The organism is Kitasatospora sp. NPDC056446, from assembly GCF_042796115.1.
Taxonomy (GTDB): Bacteria; Actinomycetota; Actinomycetes; order Streptomycetales; family Streptomycetaceae; genus Kitasatospora.
Genome location: NZ_JBHTRF010000090.1, coordinates 1 through 19,197 on the forward strand (window position 1 = coordinate 1; position 19,197 = coordinate 19,197).

Genomic DNA, 19,197 nt, shown 5'->3' on the forward strand with positions numbered 1-19,197 from the left:
TAGTTGCGCTCGCGTCACGCAACATGGTCTACCGGATCAGGGCCTGCCCACGCAGGCGAATCACGCAAATTGATCACAACCAAATACGGGCCCTAATCGCCAGGATCGGGCCCGGTGTAAGCCGGTGACCGAAAGATGCGCGGGAACGCGCGGGGACCCAGGCGCCGGTCGAGCCAGCCGGTCAGGCCGGACAGGTCCCCGCCGATCATCGCGGCGACTACGAGCCCGTGCAACGCGGCCGTGTCGGCCCCGCCCGTCTCGGTGAGGAAGCGCTGGTACCGTGCCCCGACTCCGTGTTCGTAAGCGGCCATCGCCAGGTGGAAACGGGTGGCGCCACCGGGCTCGGCGTGGTCGACGTCGGACGGCTCCAGACGGCCGGTGGTGTCGCGGAACGCGATCCGATCGGGCGGGGCGATCCGCCCGGCCAGGCCGAGGCGGTCGGCCACCGCGGCGGCGATCGCCCGCGCCTCCCGGTCGGTGGCTCCCTCCATCACGACCCCCAGATTCCGGGTCGAGACGGCGCCGTCCTCGTCCCTCGCCGAGTAGGTCCGCCCGTGCGCGTCGCGCCGGTTGATCCCGTAGCGGCTGCGGACCACCTGCCCGTTCCGGAGCCGGTACTCCCGGAACGAACCCCAGTGCAGGCAGTCGTGTGCGTAGGACCTGAGCAGGTCCAGCGCCACCAGTTCGGGCGGCGCCGGCCGGGGATCGCTCAGCCGCCCGTACCGCGTGACCACCGATGCCAACTGCACGTGCCGGTAGCCCTGGTTCGGGTGGTGGAACCCGCCGAACGCATCGGGCCGGGTCGAGCGCACGCCGACCCATACCCGGTCGATCGGCAGCAGCTGGTTCAGTCCCAGCTCCCGGTAGCGGTCGGCCAGCAGGGCCGCCCCCTGGCGGAACACCTCCCGTGCCGGCTCGTCCGCCCAGGTGTCCAGCACCCAGTGCAGCAGTGAGAACGTGATGTGCGGGTGCGCCCGGTCGAGCGCGGCCGTCGCCCGCCGCGCGGCCAGCAGGTGCACCAGTTCGGCGCGCTCGGCCGGGTCGCCGGCCACGTGCTCGTTCGGCCCCAGGCACGAGGGCGTGAGCGAGCGACCGAGGGTCAGGACCGCTGACGGGCGATCAGTTGCCGGTGCGAGTCCTGAACTCCCTCGGGGAGATCGTCCGGTGTGAACCATCGAGCCTCCAGGATCTCGAACGAGGCCGCCTCGATCCGTCCGCTGACGAACAGGGCCTCGTACGCGACTTCGACGCGCAGCTTGTAGCCGCTCTTCAGGTGCGCCAGCTCGCACACCTTCACCGTGAGCCCGGTCTCCTCCCGGACCTCACGCACGATCGTGTCTTCGAAGCTCTCGCCCTTGTTCGCGTAGCCGGTCGGCAGCCCCCACTGCCGCCCCTCCGGCCACAGCCGGTGCCTGAGCAGGAGGACCCGGCCGTCCCGGTCCCGGACGATGCCCGTCACCCCGACCATGAACTTCGAGTGCCACAACCACAGGACCCGCCACTGCATCGGCCCCCGGATGATCCGCCAGAGCTTCGCGGCAATCTTCTTCATGGGTTTCGCCCTTCGTCGGCGGCCGTTCCCGCGCGCCGTCCGCGCGCTCGGCCCACGATCCCGCACCTCACGCCGATGGAAACAAATCCCGTGATTGTCCGATGAATTGAGGTGTCGTCAGTTCTCGGACCAGCACGGGGCTTTCGGTGCGGCCCGGGGCCCCTCACCGCGGTAACCACACCCGGCCCCCTTTCAGCCGGATCTCGCGGAATCGGCTCCAGGCTAGGGGCATTCGGGATATACACTCAACGATATTCCCGATGTCGACTAAAGATCTTGCGACATCCCTCGATACCGGTCGGCCCACTCCCCCAGTTCGACCCGGGCCTCCTCACCCCAAAGCGAATATCCCTCAAAGGTCAGGAACTCGTCCAGATACTCTTGGACGTCCCGTGGATCACGGAAGACGAGGGCGCCCGTGGAGACCTCGACGGTGGCCAGGGATTCGTCATAGACGGTGAAGACGTTCAGTGGCGCCCACGGCATGTGACCGGCCATCGGAATGACCCCCAGCCGCACGTTGGGCAGCCGGGAGACGGAGGCCAGCCTGTCGATCTGCATCGCCATGGCTTGCGCCGGAAGAAGGGGCCAACGACACGCCTGCTCGGTCAGGATGAAGGTGAAGTGCTTGGCCGGCTCGAAGAGGACAGCCTGCCGTTCGAGCTTCTTGGCGATAGTCTTCGAGTGGTCACCGGGAAATGGCGCGAGGCTGGCCCGGATGTACTCAGGCGTCGCGAGCAGCCCGGTGATCATCGTCGGCAGGAAGTACCGGAACCGGCTCGTACCGGACTCAAGCGTCGCCAGCTCGACCTGCTTCCGGTCAAGGCCCTTTCTTCGCAGAGCCCTCGCATCCTGCCACTCGGTATTGGCGATGCGGGCGAGCGCCCTCACGTGCGCGATGAGGTCCGCCGGCGCGTCCAGCGCCCGCAGGATCAGTTCGACGTCGACAAGCGACGGGGTGACCCTGCCGGTCTCGATCTTGGAGATCTTGGACTGCGACATACTGACACGCCGAGCGAGCTGGACCCCGGAGAGTCCAGCCCGCTTGCGAAGCTCTTGAAGAATTGCCGCCAGGTCCGAGTTCGATTGTCCTAGCTCTTGCGGATCAAGCGCCAATGCCCTTCACATACTCCTCGAAAGGCACCGACCCGGCGATTGCGATGCGCTGGTACTCGATGAACGGGCCGATGTCGCCCTCGAACACGGTGCGGTCGATCTGGGTTCCGTCGGGGAGATAGTTCATGAGCACTACCTCCTTCTTGTCGAACATCCAGTAGTCGGTGACGCCGGCCAGCGGATTGGGGCGGTCCGTGACGTCCATGATCCGCACATCTTCTCCGGCCCGGGCATGCGGCAGGTAGTACATGAACTCGTAGCGAAGGTACTCGGAGAACGGTCGCGTGACGATGTGCACGCGTCCCTTGACCTTACCCTCCCGCCGCACCCGCTTGAGGTCGTCCGTGTACTCGTTGGAGTGCGTCTGCGGGTCGATCCGTTCGCCCGCCCGGAAGGCCCGCAGCTCCGCCGCCTCTTGCGGCACGTTGTAGGCCGGAAGAGTCTCAAGACGCCATGCTTCCGTCTCGAACCCTCGGAACCTGGCCTGCCAGGCATCACCGTCCAAGGACACGAACGGCCTCCAGGAGCACGCTCTCGGGGATCTCCACCAGCCCTTCACCGCTGGGCGGCGTGAAGGCGTCGGACACGTACCCCTGAACCACGAGCGTCCCCCGCTCGGTGCGGTAGACGTTGGGGCAGTCGTTCTGGCTGCACTCCCCCGAACCGCTGCCGCCACCCGTGTTGGTCAGCCGCGTGAGACCCGACCTGTCGTCCATCTCGACCCCCTGGAATGTGCGGCCCCGTCAGACCGCCCGGCCATGACGCTAGAGAGCCGACCGGTGCATGTCTATGACGGGAGGGACGTATTCCCGTGTTGGAATAAGGATCATGGTCGGGAGGCCCACCCGGCCCGCCCCGACCCATCCGACATGACCCCGCACCAGAACCCCCGCACGCACGGGAAGTCGGACCCGCCGACTTCCCGTGCGCCGGGGGCCCGGGTGGGCGGTGGGGGTCGTGCATCCGGGTGAGGCGGGGACCGCGCGGGTGTCTAGGGCGGGTCATGCGGTTGCGGAGGGTGGCCGGGTGTCGTGGCACCCGAGCCGGGCCCGCGCGGGGTGTCCCGGCCGCGCCGGTGAAGGCGCAGGTGCGGCACGGCCCGCGGTCGCCGGCCGTGGTGCCGGGACGGGCGCGGACCGGGCGGCCCGGCGTGGGCCGGACGGGGCGCGGCCCGTTGACGGCCGTGCCGCGCCCGCTTACAACGGAGCTCAGACCCCGGACACGGCGCGCCGTCCCCCGGCGCGGCACCAGGGCACCCGAGAGATCCTGAGGAGCAACGCCATGGCTCCAGACGAGCGCCGCTGCCCGGTGCTGGACATGACCGCCCGCGACCTGCACCGGCAGAACGCGCAGCTGCGCGCCGCCGGGCCCGCCGTGCGGGTCGAACTCCCCGACGGCATCATCGCCTGGTCCGTGACCCGCAGCTCGGTGATCCGCGCCCTGGCCGGCGACCCTCGGGTCTCCCGCGACCCGTACAAGCACTGGCCGGGCCTGGCCGAGGTGCCCGAGGGCTGGCCGATGGGGCCGATCGCGTTCCAGCAGAACTTCTTCAACCGCTACGGCGACGAGCACCGCTCGGCCCGGCGCCGGATGACGCCCTCGTTCTCGCCCCGCCGAGTGTCCGCGCTGCGGCCCGGGATCGAGGCGACGACCGCCGCGCTGGTCGGCGCGTTCGAGGCACTGGGCCCCGGCGAGGCCGTGGACGTGCGCCGGGCCCTGTCGCTCCCGCTGACCATGACGGTGATCTGCGACCTCTTCGGCGTACCGGCCGTCATGCGGCCGAAGATCGGCACGGCGATGGACACCCTGCTGACGACGACCGCGACCACCGCTCAGATGACGCTCGCGCGGGCCGAGATCAACGTGGTGCTGGCCGACCTGCTGGAGCTCAAGCGCCGCGACCCCGGGCCCGACCTGGCCAGCGACGTGGCCGCCGTCGGCACCGGCGGCGACAGCGCCCGCGAGGAGGAGTCCCGCGACACGCTGTTCCTGATGCTCGGCGCCGGGTACGAGACCGCGGTCAACCTCATCACCAGCGCCGTCCAGGCGCTCCTCGCCCACCCCGGCCACCTGGCCCGGGTCCGCGAGGGCGCCCTCGGCTGGGAGGACGTCGTCGAGGAGACCCTGCGCCACGAGAGCCCGGTGATGCACCTCCCGCTGCGCTACCCGCTGGAGGACATCGACCTGGGCGAGGGCGTGGTCCTCCGCCGGGGCGAGCCGGTCCTGCTCGGCTTCGGCGCGGCCGGCCGGGACCCGGAGGTCCACCCGGACCGCCCGGACGACTTCGACCCGACGCGCCCCGACAAGGAGCACCTGTCCTTCGGCTACGGCCCGCACTTCTGCCTGGGCGCGCCGCTGGCCCGGCTGGAGGCCGAGGTGGCCCTGGCCGGCCTCTTCGGCGCCTACCCGGGCGCCGTCCCGGACCCGTCCAGGCCGGCGCCGCAGCGGCTGGAGTCCGTCATCGTCAACGGCCCGTCCGAGCTCTGGATCGTCCCGGCGCCCTGAGAGCGAGGTGCCCGCCCCGGCGCCCTGAGAGCGAGGCACCCTGAGCGAGGTGCCCTGAGGCAGACGCCCGCCCCGGCGCCCGCCTGAGCAGGCGCCGGGACGGTTGCCCTGCACGCAGGTTGACGGTGCGTCAGATCGGGCGGACGCCCGGGTTGCCGGCCTCGGTGACGAAGGACGCGGCGGTGGACAGGGTGCCGCCGGGGCGGGTGATGTGGGAGACGACGCGGTAGTCGGCGCGGGCCTGGTGGCGGTCCAGGGCGACCACGGTGTAGCCGCGGCGCCCGTCGTAGAACTTCATGTGCGGGTTGGCCGCCGTCAGGGTGGCCCAGTTGGACGGCTTCTGCTCGCCGTCGCCGTCGCTGCTGATCGAGGTGCCGACGAACTCCACACCCACCGTACGGGAGTTCGGGTCGGCGAAGTCCCGCTTGACGTCCAGCGCGTAGGCCACGTGCACGTCGCCGGTGAGCAGCACCAGGTTCTTCACGCCGGCCTGCTCGACGGTCTTGAGGAAGCGTTCGCGGGCGGCCGGGTAGCCGTCCCAGGCGTCCATGGAGAGCTTGGAGCGCTCGGCGGTGGTGTTCTTGCGGCGGGAGAAGACGACCTGCTGGGGCACGACGTTCCAGGTGGCCGTGGAGCGGCGCAGGCCCTCGGCGAACCAGCGTTCCTGGGTGGCGCCCATCAGGGTGCGCGCCGGGTTGTCGGACTCGGGGGTGGGGTACTGCCAGCCGTCGCCGTTGGCCTGGTCGTCCCGGTACTGGCGGGTGTCGAGGATGTCGAACTGGGCCAACTGCCCGTAGTGGACGCGGCGGTAGAGGGTGAGGTCGGTGCCGCGCGGCTGGGGCATGCGCAGCGGCTGGTTCTCCCAGTAGGCGCGGTAGGCGGCGGCGCGGCGGGCGACGAAGGGCGCCGGGTCCTGGTTCTTCTCCGGGATGCCGGCGGCGTAGTTGTTCTCGACCTCGTGGTCGTCCCAGGTGACGAACCAGGGGTGGGCGGCGTGGGCGGCCTGGAGGTCGGGGTCGTTCTTGTAGAGGGAGTAGCGCAGCCGGTAGTCCTCGAGGGTGGTGGTCTCGTGGTCGAGGGCGGCGGGCAGGGTGCGGTCGGTGTACTTGCGGTCGCCGCCGGCGGCGTCGATTCCGTACTCGTAGATGTAGTCGCCGACGTGGAAGACGGCGTCGACGTCCTCGTTGGCGAGGTGGCGGTAGGCGGTGAAGTAGCCGTCCTCGTAGGCCTGGCAGGAGACGAAGGCGAAGCGGGTGCGGTCGGTGCGGCGGCCGCGCGGCGGCAGGGTGCGGGTGCGGCCGACGGGGCTGGTCCAGGGGCCGACGGTGAAGCGGTACCAGTAGACGCGGCCGGCGTCGAGGCCGTCGGCGTCCACGTGCACGGCGTAGTTGAACTCGGCGTGGGCGCGGGTGCTGCCGCGCCGTTCGACGTGGCGGAACCGCTCGTCGCGGGCGATCTCCCAGCCGACGCGCACCGAGCCGGCGGGCGGCAGCCCGGCGCCGGGTTCCAGTGGGCGCGGGGCCAGGCGGGTCCACAGGACGACGGCGTCGGGTGTCGGGTCGCCGGAGGCGACGCCGAGGGTGAAGGGGTCGCCGCCGAGGGCGCGGGGGGCGAGTTCGGCGTCGGCGGCGTGCGCGGAGGGCAGGTTGACGCCGAAGGCGAGCGCGGCGGCGGCCGAGGTGACGGTGAGGAAGCGGCGGCGGTCCAGGCGGGCGGCGGCCTCGCGCAGCAGCCGGTCGGGGGTGGGGCGGTCGGCGGGGCTGGTCATGGGGCGGCTGCCTTTCGCTGCTCGGGGGGGTGTGCGAAGGGAATTGGACCGGGGCGCCCCGTACTGCGGTGGTCGGGATTCCGGCAGCCGAGTGATCATCTGATGGGAGACCCGTGAAGGTCCGGCAGACCGCCGTGAACCGGGAGGAACCGGGTGTTCCGGCCGCTTTCCGGCCGCCCATCCCCCGCTCTCGCTCCCCCGGCGGCCGTCCGCGCGGGCACGGCGGGCAGCCGCCCCGCCGGTACGGCCGCCCGGGCAATGGGGCGGTCAAGCCGCCGGGTTCAGCGCGACTGCCCGTTGCGTCGGCGGCGGCGGGCGACCAGCAGCAGGGCGCCGACGGCCCCGAGCACGGCGAGGAAGCCGGCGGCCTTCCAGCGGAGCCTGATGCCGTGGGCCGCTGGGGCCGGCGGGGCCGCGGCGGGCGGCGCGGATACGGCCTGCGGGGCCGGTGCCGCCGCTGGGGGGACGTCCGCCGCGGGGGGCTCGTCCGTTGCGGCAGGCTCGGGGGCCTGGGGCTCGGGGGCCTGGGGCTCCGGCTTCTCGATCACGAACGGCTCCGGACCGACGGTGGCGGGATCGGGCCCGAGGACGAGCTTGAGGGAAGGAGGGAAGGTATACACCGGAGCCTGCGGCTCCTCCGCGCCGAGGACACGAAGGGTGAAGCCCGCCTTCTCGCCCACGTCCAGGGACCGGGGCATCGCGCACCACTCGCCGTGGTTGTTGAACTCGCTGTCACCCTTGGGAGTGCAGTTGTCAGGCCGCTCGGACACGGTGCCGGCCAGGAACTGCAACCCCCCGCCGAACGCCATATTCACGCCGTGCGGGTGGAGGGGATCGTCCACGAATGGATCCGGGCCGAGGTTCTTGAAGGTGACGGTGAGGTCGCCGGTGGGGTTGTCCGGCGCGGTCGGGTGCCAGGACGCCTCCACCGTGAGGTCGGCCGTTCCGCTGGCCACCCGGAAGGTCTGGACGGGACCGAGATGCTCCTGCTTGACCCCATCGATCCGGTCCAGTTCGAGGGGATGGCCCGTGCCCTGCTGGAACCGGTGGCCACTGCGCCAGTTGACGGCCTCCGCGCTTTCCTTCGCGTCGACGGTGATCCTCGCCCAGGCGGAATCGGCGGCAGCAGTGGTGTTCAGGACGAACGGGCTGACGGCGTAGACCTCGTCGCTCTCCACGGACCGGTCGAATGTGCAGATGGCGTGCCGGGCGGCGCGGCGGCCCTCGGCGGGAGGTGCGCCTTCCGGGAACGTGGCGTACTCGCAGTTGGAGAACGTCTCGGCCGGGGCCAGTCCCTCGGCGGCGGTGAACGTGAGGACCACCTTCGGGGCCGGGGCGTTGCCGGAGTTCCGGAAGGCGGGCCCGACCGTGAGCGCGTCCCCGGGCTTGGCCGTCGCCGGAGCGATCTCGGCGAGTTGCAGGGCCGGACCGTAGTCGACGGCCGTCACGGCGACGTCCCTGGTCACCGGGGCGAGGCCGTCGGCGGAGGCGGTGATGTGCAGGGTGTGAGGGTTGAACACGAACTGGTTGTCGAACAGCAGGCCCAGGGACCGGGTGACCGGCCCGTTGCCGTCTCCCAGCGGGAGCGTCCAGCTGAAGGGGCTCTCGTTGCCGCCCTTCTGACCGAGGCCCGGCGCCGTGAGCTTCGCGCTCCGGTCCCCGGTGTCGACAGTGATCCGGACCTCCTTGACCGCGCCGCCGCTTCGGCCCGCCTCGACGCGCAGGAGGTCCTGGCGCTTCTGGTACTGCAGGGAGTACTTGGGCGTGGCGTTGACCTCGGACGGTACGTCCAGGACCAACGCGCCCGCGTCTGCGGCGTGGGCGGGGCCGGCGGCCGGGGCGGCGGTGACGAGCAGGCCGGCCACGGCGGCCAGAACGACGGCGAGCAGCCGGGCGCGCGGGCGGGTGGTGAGCCCCGCCCGCGACGGTCCTCTGTAAAGGAACATGATGTGATGATCACAGAGGACCGGTGAGGCGGGCAGACCGGAAGCCCGTCACTGTTCCAGGACTGTGACACACCGTCCGGGCGCCCGGGCCCGACGCGCGCCTACAGCTTCGCCGCCGAGAAGGTGTCGCATTGGGCGAGGTCGCCGCCGCGGTAGCCGGTGGTGAACCAGGCCTTGCGCTGGTCGGCGGAACCGTGGGTCCACGCCTCCGGGTTGATCCGCCCGGTGGCCTGCTGCTGGATGCGGTCGTCGCCGACGGCCGCGGCCGCGTCCAGGCCCTGGGCGATGTCCTGGTCGGTGAGGGAGGCGATCAGCGGGCGCCCGGTGGAGGGCTGCGGGGTGGTGGTGGCGTGGTGCGCCCACACCCCGGCGTAGCAGTCGGCCTGGAGTTCCAGGCGCACCGCGGCGCTGCTCGCGCCCTGGCGGTCGTTGCCGACCTTCTGCATGGCGCCGGTCAGGGTCTGGATGTGGTGGCCGTACTCGTGGGCGACGACGTAGGACTCGGCGAACGGGCCGCCCTTGGCGCCGAAGCGGGCGGAGAGCTCGTTGAAGAAGCCGAGGTCGAAGTAGGCCTTCTTGTCGCCGGGGCAGTAGAACGGGCCCACCGCCGAGGTCGCCGGCCCGCAGGCGGTGGAGACCTGGCCGGTGAACAGCACCGTCTCGGCGTTCTTGTACGGGATGTTGGTGCGGCGCGGCAGTTCGGTGCGCCAGAACTCCTGGAGGCTGTTGGTGACCGCCACGATCCGGCAGTCCTGGCGCTTGTTGGCGTCGGCGCCGGTCTTGCAGGCCTGCTGTGCCTCGCCGGCGGTGCGCACGCCGTTGGCGGGGGCGGAGCCGCTGCCGGAGGACAGGCCGAGCATCTGCGGGTCGACGCCGAGGACGATCGCGAACAGCACCGCGATCAGGCCCACGGCCCCGCCGCCGATGGCGACCTTGCCGCCCGGGATGCCGCGCCGGTCGTCCACCTGCGAGGTGTCGAGGTCGCCCTGGTCGTCGAACTGCATGCCCCTGCCTGCCCGCTTCTGTCGCGTTCCGTCCCGCTGGTGACGGTCTGTACCGTCGCGGCCCGCCCAGCCTACGGGCAGCGGCCCCCGGCGCCCGGCAGCGGGGGCCGGGGGCGCGGGCGGGGCCGGGGGCCGGGGCGGGCCCGGGGCTCAGGCGGGGGCCGGGGCGCCGACGACGCGCAGCAGCTCCAGCCGGGAGGCGGACTCGCTGCCGGGGGCGGCGGTGTGCACGAGCAGCAGCTGGTCCTCGCCGCCGGCGGCCAGCACCTCGCACTCCAGGTCCAGCTCCCCCACCACCGGGTGCAGCACCCGCTTGCGGCCGCTGCGCCTCCGGGCGACCTCGTGGAGCTCCCAGTAGCGGGTGAACTCCTCCCCGGTGGCGAGGAGTTCGGCCAGCAGGTCGGCGGCCCGCCGGTCGCCGGGGCGGGCGGTGCGGGCGGCCCGCAGGGCGGCGACGTGGGCGCGGGCGAGGCCGTCGTGGTCCTCGGGCGGGAACAGGGCCCGGGTGCGGGGTTCGGTGAACCAGCGCAGCAGCAGGTTGCGCCGCTCGGGGGCGAGGGCGCTGACGTCGCCGAAGACGGCGGCGGAGACCGGGTTCTGGGCGAGGACGTCGCCGAGGTCGGAGACGACCTGGGCGGGCGTGTCGTGCAGGCGGTCCAGGATGAGCAGCAGGCCGGGGCGCACGTGTCCGAGCGGGCCGTGGCGGCGCGGGGGTTCGTGCCCGGCGAGGCGGAACAGGTGGTCGCGTTCGTCCTCGCTGAGCCGCAGCGTCCTGGCGAGGGAGGCGAGCAGTTGCGGTGAGGGCTGCGGGCCGCGGCGCTGTTCCAGGCGCGCGTAGTAGTCGACGGACAGTCCGGCGACCTGTGCGACCTCCTCGCGGCGCAGCCCGGGGGTGCGCCGCCGGGCGCCCGGTGGCAGTCCCAGGTCGGCGGGGGCGAGCCGGGCCCGGGTGCGGGTGAGGAAGTCGGCCAGTGCCGCTCGGTCGATCATGCCCCCCAGCATGGCGTCCGGGGGCGGGCCGTAGCCAGGGATTGCGGGTCCCGGGCTTCCGGGTGGCCGACGGCGGACGGCGGACGGCGGACGGCGGACGGCGGGTGGCGGGTGGCGGCCGGCCGGGGCGTCAAGTGCCGGTCCCGTTCTCCGCTCTTGTGGGTGAATGGGCCCGGCCGGGAGACCCGCCGGCACGAGGTGATGCGACAGGGTGGCGTGTACTCGACCGATTCGGCTGTCCGACGGCAGCGGCGCACCCACCCCCCGGAGGTCCCCATGAGCGCGGAGGTCACGTACGAGGATCTGGCCACCCTGATCAAGACCCGGGCGGGTGTCCAGGTCAGTGTCGACGAACTCGCGGAGCCCGGTCGCATGTTCCTCGACCTCGGTGTGGACTCGCTGGGCGCGCTGGGTGTCCTCGCGGACCTGGAGAACCGCTACGGCGTCTCGATCGACAGCGCCGACCTGCTGGGCCTGCCGGTGGCCGAGTTCCTGCGGGCCGTCAACGCCGCGGTGGAGTCCGGCGCCTGAGCTCCCCCGGCCCGGGGTCCCGCCCCCCGGGCCCGGCCCGGCCCGCCCCGGGGGCCCAGCCAGGGATCGGCGGTCCCTGGTTCGGGAGGTCTCTGCCGCGCCGGGGGCGGCGCGGGCAGGGTGGTGGACGTCGGAGAACGACGGAGACTTCCCTGGAGGAGACGGACGATGGCGACGATCCTGGTGACGGGTGCGACCGGTTCGGTGGGCAGCCGGATGGTGCCGAGGCTGGCGCGGTGGGCCGGCGCGGAGGGCGCCTCGGTGCGGGTGCTGGTCCGGGACGCGGGCAAGGCGGCGGCACTGGCGGGGCCCGGCGTGGAGGTGGTGGTCGGCGACCTGTGCGTGGCGGCGGACCGGGCGCGGGCGCTGGACGGCGCGCGGTCGGTGCTGAACGTGGCGGCGGCGCTGCGCGGCGTGCCGGACGAGGCGGCGTGGGCGGTCAACCGGGACGCGGCGGTGGCGCTGGGCCGGGAGGCGGCCGAGGCGGGGGTGGAGCGCTTCGTCCACACCAGTACGAACCTGGTGTACGGGCGGGGGCTGGGGCGTCCGGCGGTGGAGGGCGACCGGCCGGCGCCGCACCCGGCGTGGGGGGTGTACGCGGCGTCCAAGGCGCAGGCGGAGGCGGGGCTGCGCGCACTGGGGGACGAACTGCCGCTGGTGGTGGCGCGGTTGGCGTTCGTGTACGGGGAGGGCGATCCGCACCTGGCGCAGTCGCTGGCCTGGGCCGCGCACTGGCCAGCGCACCAGCGGCTGGCCGTGGTGCACCACGCGGACGTGGCGCGGGCGCTGCGGCGGGCGCTGTCCGTGCCCGGGATCGAGGGGCGGACGTACAACATCGGCGACGACGCGCCGCTGACGGCCTGGGACCTGTACGCGCTCAACGGCTCCACCCACCCGGGCGGTTCGCCGGACGCGCCGTTCGACCCGTGGGAGGGCCAGATGTCGACGGCGGCGGCGCACCGGGACCTGGGGTGGCGCCCGCTGTACCCGTCGGCGTGGGCGGCGGCCGGCGCCGGGGCACTGTGAGGGGCGCTGCAACAGCCCGGCGAGGGGCCCGGTCCTCCCCGCGCGGGGAGGACCGGGCCTGCGGACTCAACCGACGGACTCAACCGGCGGACTCAACCGACCGTCTCAGCCGGCGGACCCGGCACCGGCACCGGGCCCGGGCTCCGGCGCCGGGGCGTACCCGGCCGGGCGGGTGGTGAAGGTGCCGCGGCCCTGGGTGCGTCCGCGCAGGCGGCCCGCGTAGCCGAACAGTTCGGCCAGCGGCACCAGCGCGCTGACCTGCGCGGTGCCGCCGTGCCCGGGCGCGGTGGCCCGGACGAGGCCGCGCCGGGCGGCGAGGTCGCCGAGGACGGCGCCGAGCGCGTCCTCGGGCGCGCTGACGCCCACCTCGACGACCGGTTCCAGCAGCCGCATCCGCGAGGCCCGCAGCGCCTCGCGCAGGCCGAGCCGGGCGGCGGTGCGGAAGGCGAGCTCGGAGGAGTCCTTGGGGTGGGTGGCCCCGTCGGTGAGGGTGACGGCGACGCCGGTGACCGGGTGGCCGCCCAGCGGCCCCTCGGCGAGGGCGTCGCGGCACCCGGCCTCCACGGCCTGCACGTACTCGCGCGGCACCCGCCCGCCGGTGACGGCGGAGGCGAACGCGAACTCCGCGTCGGCGCCCTCGGGCAGCGGCCGCACGTCGAGGACGAGGTGGGCGAACTGGCCTGCGCCGCCGTCCTGTTTGGCGTGCCGGTAGACGAATCCGCTGACGCCCTCGACCAGGGCCTCGCGCAGCGCGACGCTCGGGCGGCCGGTGACCGCCTCGACGCCGGTCTCGCGCCGGACCTTCTCCACCGCGACCTCCAGGTGCAGTTCGCCCAGGCCCGACAGGGTGCGCTGCCCGGTCTCCGGGTCGGTGGCCAGGCGCAGCGAGGGGTCCTCCTCGGCGAGGCGGGCGAGGGCGGCGGCGAGCTTGTCGGTGTCGGCGGCGCGGCGGGCCTCGACGGCGACGGTGACGACCGGTTCGGCGCTCACGGGTGCCTCCAGCAGGACGGGGTGGTCGGGGTCGCACAGGGTGGCGCCGACGCGGGCGGCCTTGGGGCCGATGACGGCGACGATGTCGCCGGCGCGGGCGTGGTCGGTCTCGGTGTGGCGGTCGGCCATGACGCGCAGGATGCGGGCGACGCGTTCGGTGCGGCCGGTGGCGGTGTCGAGCACGGTTGCTCCCTTGTGCAGGGTGCCCGCGTACAGGCGCAGGTAGGTGAGGCGGCCGGTGGGGGCCGCGACGACCTTGAACGCCAGTGCGGTCAGGGGCTGTTCGGGGTCGGCGGGGCGCTGCTGCGTTCCGTCGGCGGAGCGTACGGGCGGGACGTCGAGCGGGGAGGGCAGGTAGGCGACGGCGGCGTCCAGGAGGGGTTCGACGCCGCGGTTGCGGTAGGCGGAGCCGCACAGCACGACCACGGCCTCGCCGGTGCGGGTGAGTTCGCGCAGGGCGGTGGCGAGGGTGGCGGCGGTGACGGTGCCGTGGGTGCAGAACTCCTCCAGGGCTTGGGGATTGAGCTCAGCGATGGCTTCCTCCAGGGCGCGGCGGCGGGCGGCGGCTTCGGCGGCGAGGTGGGCGGGGACGGGGCCGTCGTCGGCGGGGGTGCCGTCGTCGTGCCAGGTGCGGGCGCGCAGGTGCAGCAGGTCGACGACGCCGGTGAACGACTCCTCGGTGCCGATGGGGAGTTGGACGGCGAGCGGGCGCGGGTGCAGCCGTTCGCGGATGGAGGCGACGGCGGCGTCCAGGTCGGCGCCGGCGCGGTCGAGCTTGTTGACGAAGGCGATCCGGGGCACGCCGTGGCGTTCGGCCTGGCGCCACACGGACTCGCTCTGCGGTTCGACGCCGGCGACCGCGTCGAACACCGCGACGGCGCCGTCGAGCACGCGCAGCGAGCGTTCGACCTCGTCGGCGAAGTCGACGTGGCCGGGGGTGTCGATGAGGTTGATCCGGTGTCCGGCCCAGGCGCAGCTGACGGCGGCGGCGAAGATGGTGATGCCGCGGTCGCGTTCCTGGGGGTCGAAGTCGGTGACGGTGGTGCCGTCGTGGACTTCGCCGCGCTTGTGGGTGGTGCCGGTGAGGTAGAGGATCCGTTCGGTGACGGTGGTCTTGCCGGCGTCGACGTGGGCGAGGATGCCGAGGTTGCGGACGGCGGCGACGGGCGTGGTGCCGGTGGTCGCGGCGGCGGTGCGGGTGGTGGCGGTGGTGGTGTGGGTGCGCATGGCCCGGGTGCCTTTCGAGGCGGTGTCCTACGGGGTGGCGCGCGATTTGCGGTGCCGGCGGTCCGTCGGATCCGCTGCGGGAGGGCCCGTTGCGTGAGGCTGCCCCTGCGGAAGGCCCGCTGCGGGAAGGTCCGTTACGGGATCCGTTCCGGGGGCCGTTACGGGAGGGCGGGGCCCTGGTCCGGGACGGTGGCGGCACTGCTCCGGTGCCGGCCGCGCAGCGGGCACCGGGAGGACGGGGACACCAGGATCACCTCGTACCGCGACGCGGGAGAGGGGACGGCGGTGCTCTGCTTGGGCACGGCCGTTCCCCCCTCTCCTGGCGTCGTCGTCACGGTGGGCCGCGCGTCGGGGCGCGGCCGCGTGGCGAGTGTAGGGAAGGCGGGGCGGGTGGGGCGACGGGTTTTCCGGCCGCCGCCCCGACCCGGCCCGCCGGGCTACCGGGCTTCGAAGCGCAGCACCGGGCGCGACCAGCCGTCGTCGCGCACCCCGGCGTCGAGGGCGGCGCCGATGGCCCGTTCCTCGTAGCGGAAGTGGGACTCCATGATGGCGGCCAGGCCGTCGAGTTCACGCCCGACGGCTTCCGGATCGGCCGGGCCGGCTGCGGGCGGTGCGTCGCCGGGCGGGGCGGCGGCCTGTTCGGCGAGGTCGCGTACCCGGGTGAGGATGGCGGTGATGAATCCGTGGTCCTCGACGAGCTTGGCGACGGTCGGCGCCAAGTCGGGCCGTTCGCAAAGGAGTCGGGCGAACAGGCCGTCGTCCTCGCCCTGGTGGTGGTTGGTCAGTGCGGTGCAGAAGGCCAGGCAGTGGGCGAGGAGCGAGCCGTCGTCCGGGCGGGCGCCGAGGTTGGCGCGGACGTCGGCGAGGCGGCGGCGCAAGTCCTGGTGCGCGCGGGAGAGTTGAAGGCTGAGAGCGGCCGTACGGCCGTCGGTGGGGGAGGCCACGGGGGCGGTCCCTTCGGTTGTGCACCTCCATGCCTGACGCGGTCCGCCACCGGCACGCGATGCCGGCGCCATCCGATCATGTCGCCCGCCGCCCGGGCAAGCACCCCCGGCCCGTACCCGCACCCGTACCGGCACCCGTACCCGCCCCCGTATCCGTGGCGGGCGCGGCCCCGGCCGGTGCGCGCGGGCGTCCGAGCAGGATCCCGGCCACGACCAGTGCCAGCCCCGCCCCCTGCCGGGGCCCGAACGCGTCCCCGTCCAGCGCGGTGCCCAGCAGCACCCCGGTCAGCGGGTTGAGCAGCCCGAGCAGGCCCACCGTCCCGGCGGGCAGGTGGCGCAGCCCGGCGAACCAGCAGGTGAAGGCGAGGGCGGTGGCGATCAGGGCGGCGTAGCCGAAGGCGGGCAGGGCGGGGCCGTCCATGGCCGGGGGCGCGCCCTCGGCGGCGGCGGCGAGCGGCAGCAGGACCAGGCCGCCTGCGGTCAGCTGCCAGGAGGTGGCGGCCAGCGGGTCGGCGCCCTCGCGCCAGCGGGCGGCGAGCACGTAGCCGACGGAGGAGACGAGCATGGCGCCCGCCGAGGCGGCCAGGCCGGTCCAGCCGATGGCGCCGCCGGTGCCGAGCAGGGTCAGCGCGACCCCGGCCAGGCCGACCAGCGCGCCCGCCAGGTGGGCGCGGTGCGGGCGCGGGCCGGCCAGGGCCCAGGCGGTGAGCAGCATCGCGAGCGGGGAGGCGGCCATGACGGTGGCGGCGGCGCTGGTGGGCAGCAGTTGGGAGGCGAGGTAGAGCAGGACGAAGAAGACGGCGGTGTTGAGCAGGCCGAGCAGTGCGCTGCGCCACCACCAGGGGCCGTGCGGGCGGCGGCGGGCGAGGGCGAGGAGGAGGAGTCCGGCGGGCAGGGCGCGCAGGACGGCGCCCCACAGCGGGCGGTCGGCGGGCAGGTAGGCGTGGGTGATGTGGTAGTTGGCGCCCCAGGCGATCGGGGCGAGGGCGGTCGGCAGCACCCACCGGGCGTTGGCTTCCATGGAAGACAATATAGCTTCCTGGGAAGATACCGGGGGTAGGATGGCCCCATGGAGCACGCAGGGCAGGACCCGAAGCAGCCCGGGGACCACGTCACCCGGATCCAGGCCGCGTGGCGGCGCGAACGCCCCGACCTCGACGTCTCCCCGCTGGCCGTCATCGGCCGCCTGCACCGCCTCGCCGACCGTCTGACCGCCGAACTCGTCCTCGTCTACCAGCGCTACGGCCTCGGCGAGGGCGAGTTCGACGTGCTCGCCGCACTGCGCCGCGCGGGCGCCCCGTACGAGCGGGCCCCCGGCGAGCTGGCCGCGCACACCATGGTCACCACCGGCGCCATGACCAAGCGCATCGACCGCCTGGAGCGCTCCGGGCTGGTCACCCGCCGCCCCGCCGAGGACGACCGGCGCGCCCGCGTGGTCGCCCTCACCGACGCCGGGCTGCGCCTGATCGACGAGGCGTTCACCGCCCACATCCGCAACGAGCACCGCCTGCTCGCCCACCTGAGCCCCGAGGAAGCCGCCGCCCTGCGCACCCTGCTCGCCTCCTGGCAGCACCGGCTCGACGACGACCACCCGACCGGCGACCACCCCGCCGAAACAGACCCCGCCGCCGCGAACCCCGCCGACGGGCGCGGGGCCGTGAGAAGCTGACCCATGCCCAGCACACCGCCCCCGCCCGACCCCGCGCAGCCCTCCCCCGCACCACCGCCCGGCTGGGAGAACCCCGCCGTCCGGGCCGACCGGCGCCTGGTGGAGCTGCTCCAGGAACTGCGGGTGCTGCAGACCGGTGTGCAGATCGTCTTCGCCTTCCTGCTCGGCGTCGCCTTCACCCCGCGCTTCGCCCAACTCGGCGACGCCCAGCAGGACATCTACATCACCACCCTGCTGCTGACGGTGATCGCCGCGGCCGTCCTGGCCACCCCCGTCGCCCTGCACCGCGGCCTGTACCGCCACCCCGGCAAGGCCCGGATCGTCGACGTCTCCGCCCGCGTCGCCCAGATCGGCCTGCTGCTGCTCGCCTGCGCGCTGACCGGCGCCGTGCTGCTGGTGCTGGACGTCGTCCTCGGGGCAGCGGTGGCGGTGCCGATCACCTGCGCCGTCGCGCTGATCTTCGGCACGCTGTGGTTCGTCCTGCCCTGGACGGTACGCCGCGCCGCCACCCGCGACCAGGCCTGACCACCCGCACCGCAGCGGCGGCCGTCCGCTTCCGCCGCCCGCACCGCGGGGTGCGGGCGGCGGGACCGGGACCGGGCCTTGGGCCGGCTGCCGACGCCGGGGGCCGGGCCGGAAGGCGCGCCCTCGGCGACGCCTCCCCCACCCCCACCGAGCCCACCGGCGCCCCGGACCGCTTACCGTGCCGGTATGCACACCGACGACAGCCCCTGGGACGTCCTGCTGATCGGCGGCGCCTCCGGCCTGGGCAAGAGCCGCGCCGCCGCCCGACTCGCCGCCCGGCACGGGGCGTTCGTGGTGGAGTTCGACGACGTCGTCGCCGCCCTCCAGGCCGCCACCACCCCGGCCACCCACCCCGGCCTGCACCACTTCGCCGACACCGCCGCCGCCGACGCCGACACCGACGCCACCGCCGGCCCGCCCGGCGGCTCCCCGGAGGAGGCCATGGGCGCCGACCGCGTCCTGGAGCTCCAGATCGCCACCGCCCGCGCCCTGGACGACGCCCTGCTCGGCGTCGTCCGCAACCGGCTCACCGTGGACGTGCCCGCCATCGTCGAGGGCGACTACCTCACCCCGGACGCCGCCGCCCGCGCCGCCGCCGAGGCCGCCGCGCACAGACGGCGGGTACGGGCGGTCTTCCTCCACGAGGACGACCCCGCGCGGATCGCCGCCAACTACGCCGACCGCGAGCCCGAGGACGGCCCGCAGCCCGCCCGCGCCGCCGTCAGCGCCCGCTACTCCGCCTGGCTGGCCGCCGGGGCCGCCGCCCACGCCCTGCCCGTGGTCGACTGCCGCCCCTACGCCACCCTGCCCGAACGCCTCGCCGCCGCCCTGGCCTGAACCCCGCCCGGGCCCCGCCACCGCACCGGCGGGGCAGCGGCGGGACCCCGCGCAAGCGCCGCTACGCCGCCGGGGCGTCCTCGATGTCCGAGACCAGCTTGGTCGCCAGGTCGCTCTGCACCGCCAGCCGGGTGTGCCCGGCGTCCGGCCCGGTGCCCCAGGTCAGCGTCACGGTGGTGAACAGGTGCCCGGCGCCCGAGTCGTGGTAGCGCACCTCCCAGCGGGTCGGCACGTCCTGGGCGCGCAGCACCCCGTCGGCGTGGTTGGCCTCCTCCCAGGCCGCCAGGCGCTGGCGCAGGTCCTCCGTCAGGTAGTGGGCGCGCAGTTCGCTGCCCAGGTCGTCGGTGCCGTCGGAGACGGCGTCGATGTAGGCGCCGTAGAAGTCGGCGACCCGGTCCACCGCGGAGTCCGGGCTGCCGCCGCGGACGGCGGGGGCCGCTTCGGTGTCGCTCATGGGTGATCCCTTCGTCGGGGCCGGCGGCGCACGGCCGCCCGCCGGACTGTTTGACCCGAACGGGACAACGAGGGGCGGCCCGCCGGGGTTTCGGCCCCGGCGCCCCCAATCTC

20 protein-coding genes are annotated in these 19,197 nt (G+C 74.1%); 6 read left to right on the plus strand and 14 right to left on the minus strand.

The features are described 5' to 3' along the window. Nucleotides 1-92 precede the first annotated feature (92 nt). From ACFQ6N_RS34920 to ACFQ6N_RS34940, 5 genes are all read right to left on the minus strand, one after another. Nucleotides 93-1,052, minus strand: a complete 960-nt coding sequence (locus ACFQ6N_RS34920) for a hypothetical protein (RefSeq protein ID WP_380657874.1) — start codon at nucleotides 1,050-1,052, stop codon at nucleotides 93-95. 47 nt (nucleotides 1,053-1,099) lie between these two features. Beyond that, nucleotides 1,100-1,552: an NUDIX domain-containing protein gene (locus ACFQ6N_RS34925; RefSeq protein ID WP_380657876.1), complete on the minus strand. Its 453-nt coding sequence runs from the start codon at nucleotides 1,550-1,552 to the stop codon at nucleotides 1,100-1,102. Nucleotides 1,553-1,819: 267 nt separating this feature from the next. Beyond that, the gene (locus ACFQ6N_RS34930) at nucleotides 1,820-2,668 is read right to left on the minus strand and encodes a Scr1 family TA system antitoxin-like transcriptional regulator (protein WP_380657878.1); all 849 of its coding nucleotides are present in this window, start codon (nucleotides 2,666-2,668) and stop codon (nucleotides 1,820-1,822) included. Then, complete coding sequence (locus ACFQ6N_RS34935) at nucleotides 2,658-3,179, minus strand: DUF6879 family protein (RefSeq protein ID WP_380657880.1); 522 nt, start codon at nucleotides 3,177-3,179, stop codon at nucleotides 2,658-2,660. The genes ACFQ6N_RS34930 and ACFQ6N_RS34935 overlap by 11 nt, the downstream gene beginning before the upstream one ends. Beyond that, nucleotides 3,163-3,384: a hypothetical protein gene (locus tag ACFQ6N_RS34940; RefSeq protein WP_380657882.1), complete on the minus strand. Its 222-nt coding sequence runs from the start codon at nucleotides 3,382-3,384 to the stop codon at nucleotides 3,163-3,165. The genes ACFQ6N_RS34935 and ACFQ6N_RS34940 overlap by 17 nt, the downstream gene beginning before the upstream one ends. A 565-nt stretch (nucleotides 3,385-3,949) precedes the next feature. Between ACFQ6N_RS34940 and ACFQ6N_RS34945 the strand changes: the two genes are divergently transcribed. Then, a complete protein-coding gene (locus ACFQ6N_RS34945; RefSeq protein ID WP_380657884.1) occupies nucleotides 3,950-5,173 on the plus strand; it encodes a cytochrome P450 in 1,224 nt (407 codons plus the stop codon). 130 nt (nucleotides 5,174-5,303) lie between these two features. Here ACFQ6N_RS34945 and ACFQ6N_RS34950 read toward each other — a convergent pair whose 3' ends face one another. The 4 genes from ACFQ6N_RS34950 to ACFQ6N_RS34965 all read right to left on the minus strand — a co-directional run bounded on the left by ACFQ6N_RS34950 (nucleotide 5,304) and on the right by ACFQ6N_RS34965 (nucleotide 10,878). Next, the gene (locus tag ACFQ6N_RS34950; RefSeq protein WP_380657886.1) at nucleotides 5,304-6,941 is read right to left on the minus strand and encodes an alkaline phosphatase D family protein; all 1,638 of its coding nucleotides are present in this window, start codon (nucleotides 6,939-6,941) and stop codon (nucleotides 5,304-5,306) included. A 281-nt stretch (nucleotides 6,942-7,222) separates the two neighbouring features. Continuing rightward, nucleotides 7,223-8,887 carry a hypothetical protein gene (locus ACFQ6N_RS34955; protein ID WP_380657887.1) on the minus strand — a complete coding sequence of 555 codons (1,665 nt, stop codon included), beginning with the start codon at nucleotides 8,885-8,887 and terminating at the stop codon, nucleotides 7,223-7,225. Between the two features lie 101 nt (nucleotides 8,888-8,988). Beyond that, nucleotides 8,989-9,891, minus strand: coding sequence for a neutral zinc metallopeptidase (locus tag ACFQ6N_RS34960; protein WP_380657890.1), 903 nt, complete (start codon nucleotides 9,889-9,891; stop codon nucleotides 8,989-8,991). Nucleotides 9,892-10,041: 150 nt separating this feature from the next. After that, nucleotides 10,042-10,878, minus strand: a complete 837-nt coding sequence (locus tag ACFQ6N_RS34965) for a helix-turn-helix transcriptional regulator (protein ID WP_380657928.1) — start codon at nucleotides 10,876-10,878, stop codon at nucleotides 10,042-10,044. Between the two features lie 279 nt (nucleotides 10,879-11,157). Here ACFQ6N_RS34965 and ACFQ6N_RS34970 point away from each other — a divergent pair, with 279 nt between their 5' ends. Further along, nucleotides 11,158-11,412: an acyl carrier protein gene (locus tag ACFQ6N_RS34970; protein ID WP_380657893.1), complete on the plus strand. Its 255-nt coding sequence runs from the start codon at nucleotides 11,158-11,160 to the stop codon at nucleotides 11,410-11,412. Between the two features lie 168 nt (nucleotides 11,413-11,580). Then, nucleotides 11,581-12,438: an NAD-dependent epimerase/dehydratase family protein gene (locus ACFQ6N_RS34975; protein WP_380657895.1), complete on the plus strand. Its 858-nt coding sequence runs from the start codon at nucleotides 11,581-11,583 to the stop codon at nucleotides 12,436-12,438. A gap of 105 nt (nucleotides 12,439-12,543) precedes the next feature. Here ACFQ6N_RS34975 and fusA read toward each other — a convergent pair whose 3' ends face one another. The 4 genes from fusA to ACFQ6N_RS34995 form a co-directional block, all read right to left on the minus strand. Then, on the minus strand, nucleotides 12,544-14,655 hold the full coding sequence (fusA, locus tag ACFQ6N_RS34980) for an elongation factor G (protein ID WP_380657897.1): 2,112 nt from the start codon (nucleotides 14,653-14,655) through the stop codon (nucleotides 12,544-12,546). Between the two features lie 158 nt (nucleotides 14,656-14,813). Further along, entirely contained in the window at nucleotides 14,814-14,957 is a 144-nt protein-coding gene (locus ACFQ6N_RS34985) for a hypothetical protein (protein WP_380657899.1), read from the minus strand. A 135-nt stretch (nucleotides 14,958-15,092) separates the two neighbouring features. Beyond that, nucleotides 15,093-15,599, minus strand: a complete 507-nt coding sequence (locus ACFQ6N_RS34990) for a hemerythrin domain-containing protein (RefSeq protein ID WP_380657901.1) — start codon at nucleotides 15,597-15,599, stop codon at nucleotides 15,093-15,095. A gap of 76 nt (nucleotides 15,600-15,675) precedes the next feature. Next, on the minus strand, nucleotides 15,676-16,620 hold the full coding sequence (locus ACFQ6N_RS34995) for a DMT family transporter (protein WP_380657903.1): 945 nt from the start codon (nucleotides 16,618-16,620) through the stop codon (nucleotides 15,676-15,678). 48 nt (nucleotides 16,621-16,668) lie between these two features. On the opposite strand from ACFQ6N_RS34995, the gene ACFQ6N_RS35000 reads away from it, so the two are divergent. The 3 genes from ACFQ6N_RS35000 (at nucleotide 16,669) to ACFQ6N_RS35010 (ending at nucleotide 18,630) form a co-directional block, all read left to right on the plus strand. Continuing rightward, the gene (locus tag ACFQ6N_RS35000) at nucleotides 16,669-17,268 is read left to right on the plus strand and encodes a MarR family winged helix-turn-helix transcriptional regulator (protein ID WP_380657905.1); all 600 of its coding nucleotides are present in this window, start codon (nucleotides 16,669-16,671) and stop codon (nucleotides 17,266-17,268) included. A 3-nt stretch (nucleotides 17,269-17,271) separates the two neighbouring features. After that, nucleotides 17,272-17,793, plus strand: coding sequence for a DUF6328 family protein (locus ACFQ6N_RS35005; RefSeq protein ID WP_380657907.1), 522 nt, complete (start codon nucleotides 17,272-17,274; stop codon nucleotides 17,791-17,793). 186 nt (nucleotides 17,794-17,979) lie between these two features. Beyond that, entirely contained in the window at nucleotides 17,980-18,630 is a 651-nt protein-coding gene (locus ACFQ6N_RS35010) for an AAA family ATPase (RefSeq protein WP_380657908.1), read from the plus strand. A 61-nt stretch (nucleotides 18,631-18,691) separates the two neighbouring features. Here ACFQ6N_RS35010 and ACFQ6N_RS35015 read toward each other — a convergent pair whose 3' ends face one another. Next, the gene (locus tag ACFQ6N_RS35015; protein ID WP_380657910.1) at nucleotides 18,692-19,084 is read right to left on the minus strand and encodes a hypothetical protein; all 393 of its coding nucleotides are present in this window, start codon (nucleotides 19,082-19,084) and stop codon (nucleotides 18,692-18,694) included. Between the last annotated feature and the right edge of the window lie 113 nt (nucleotides 19,085-19,197).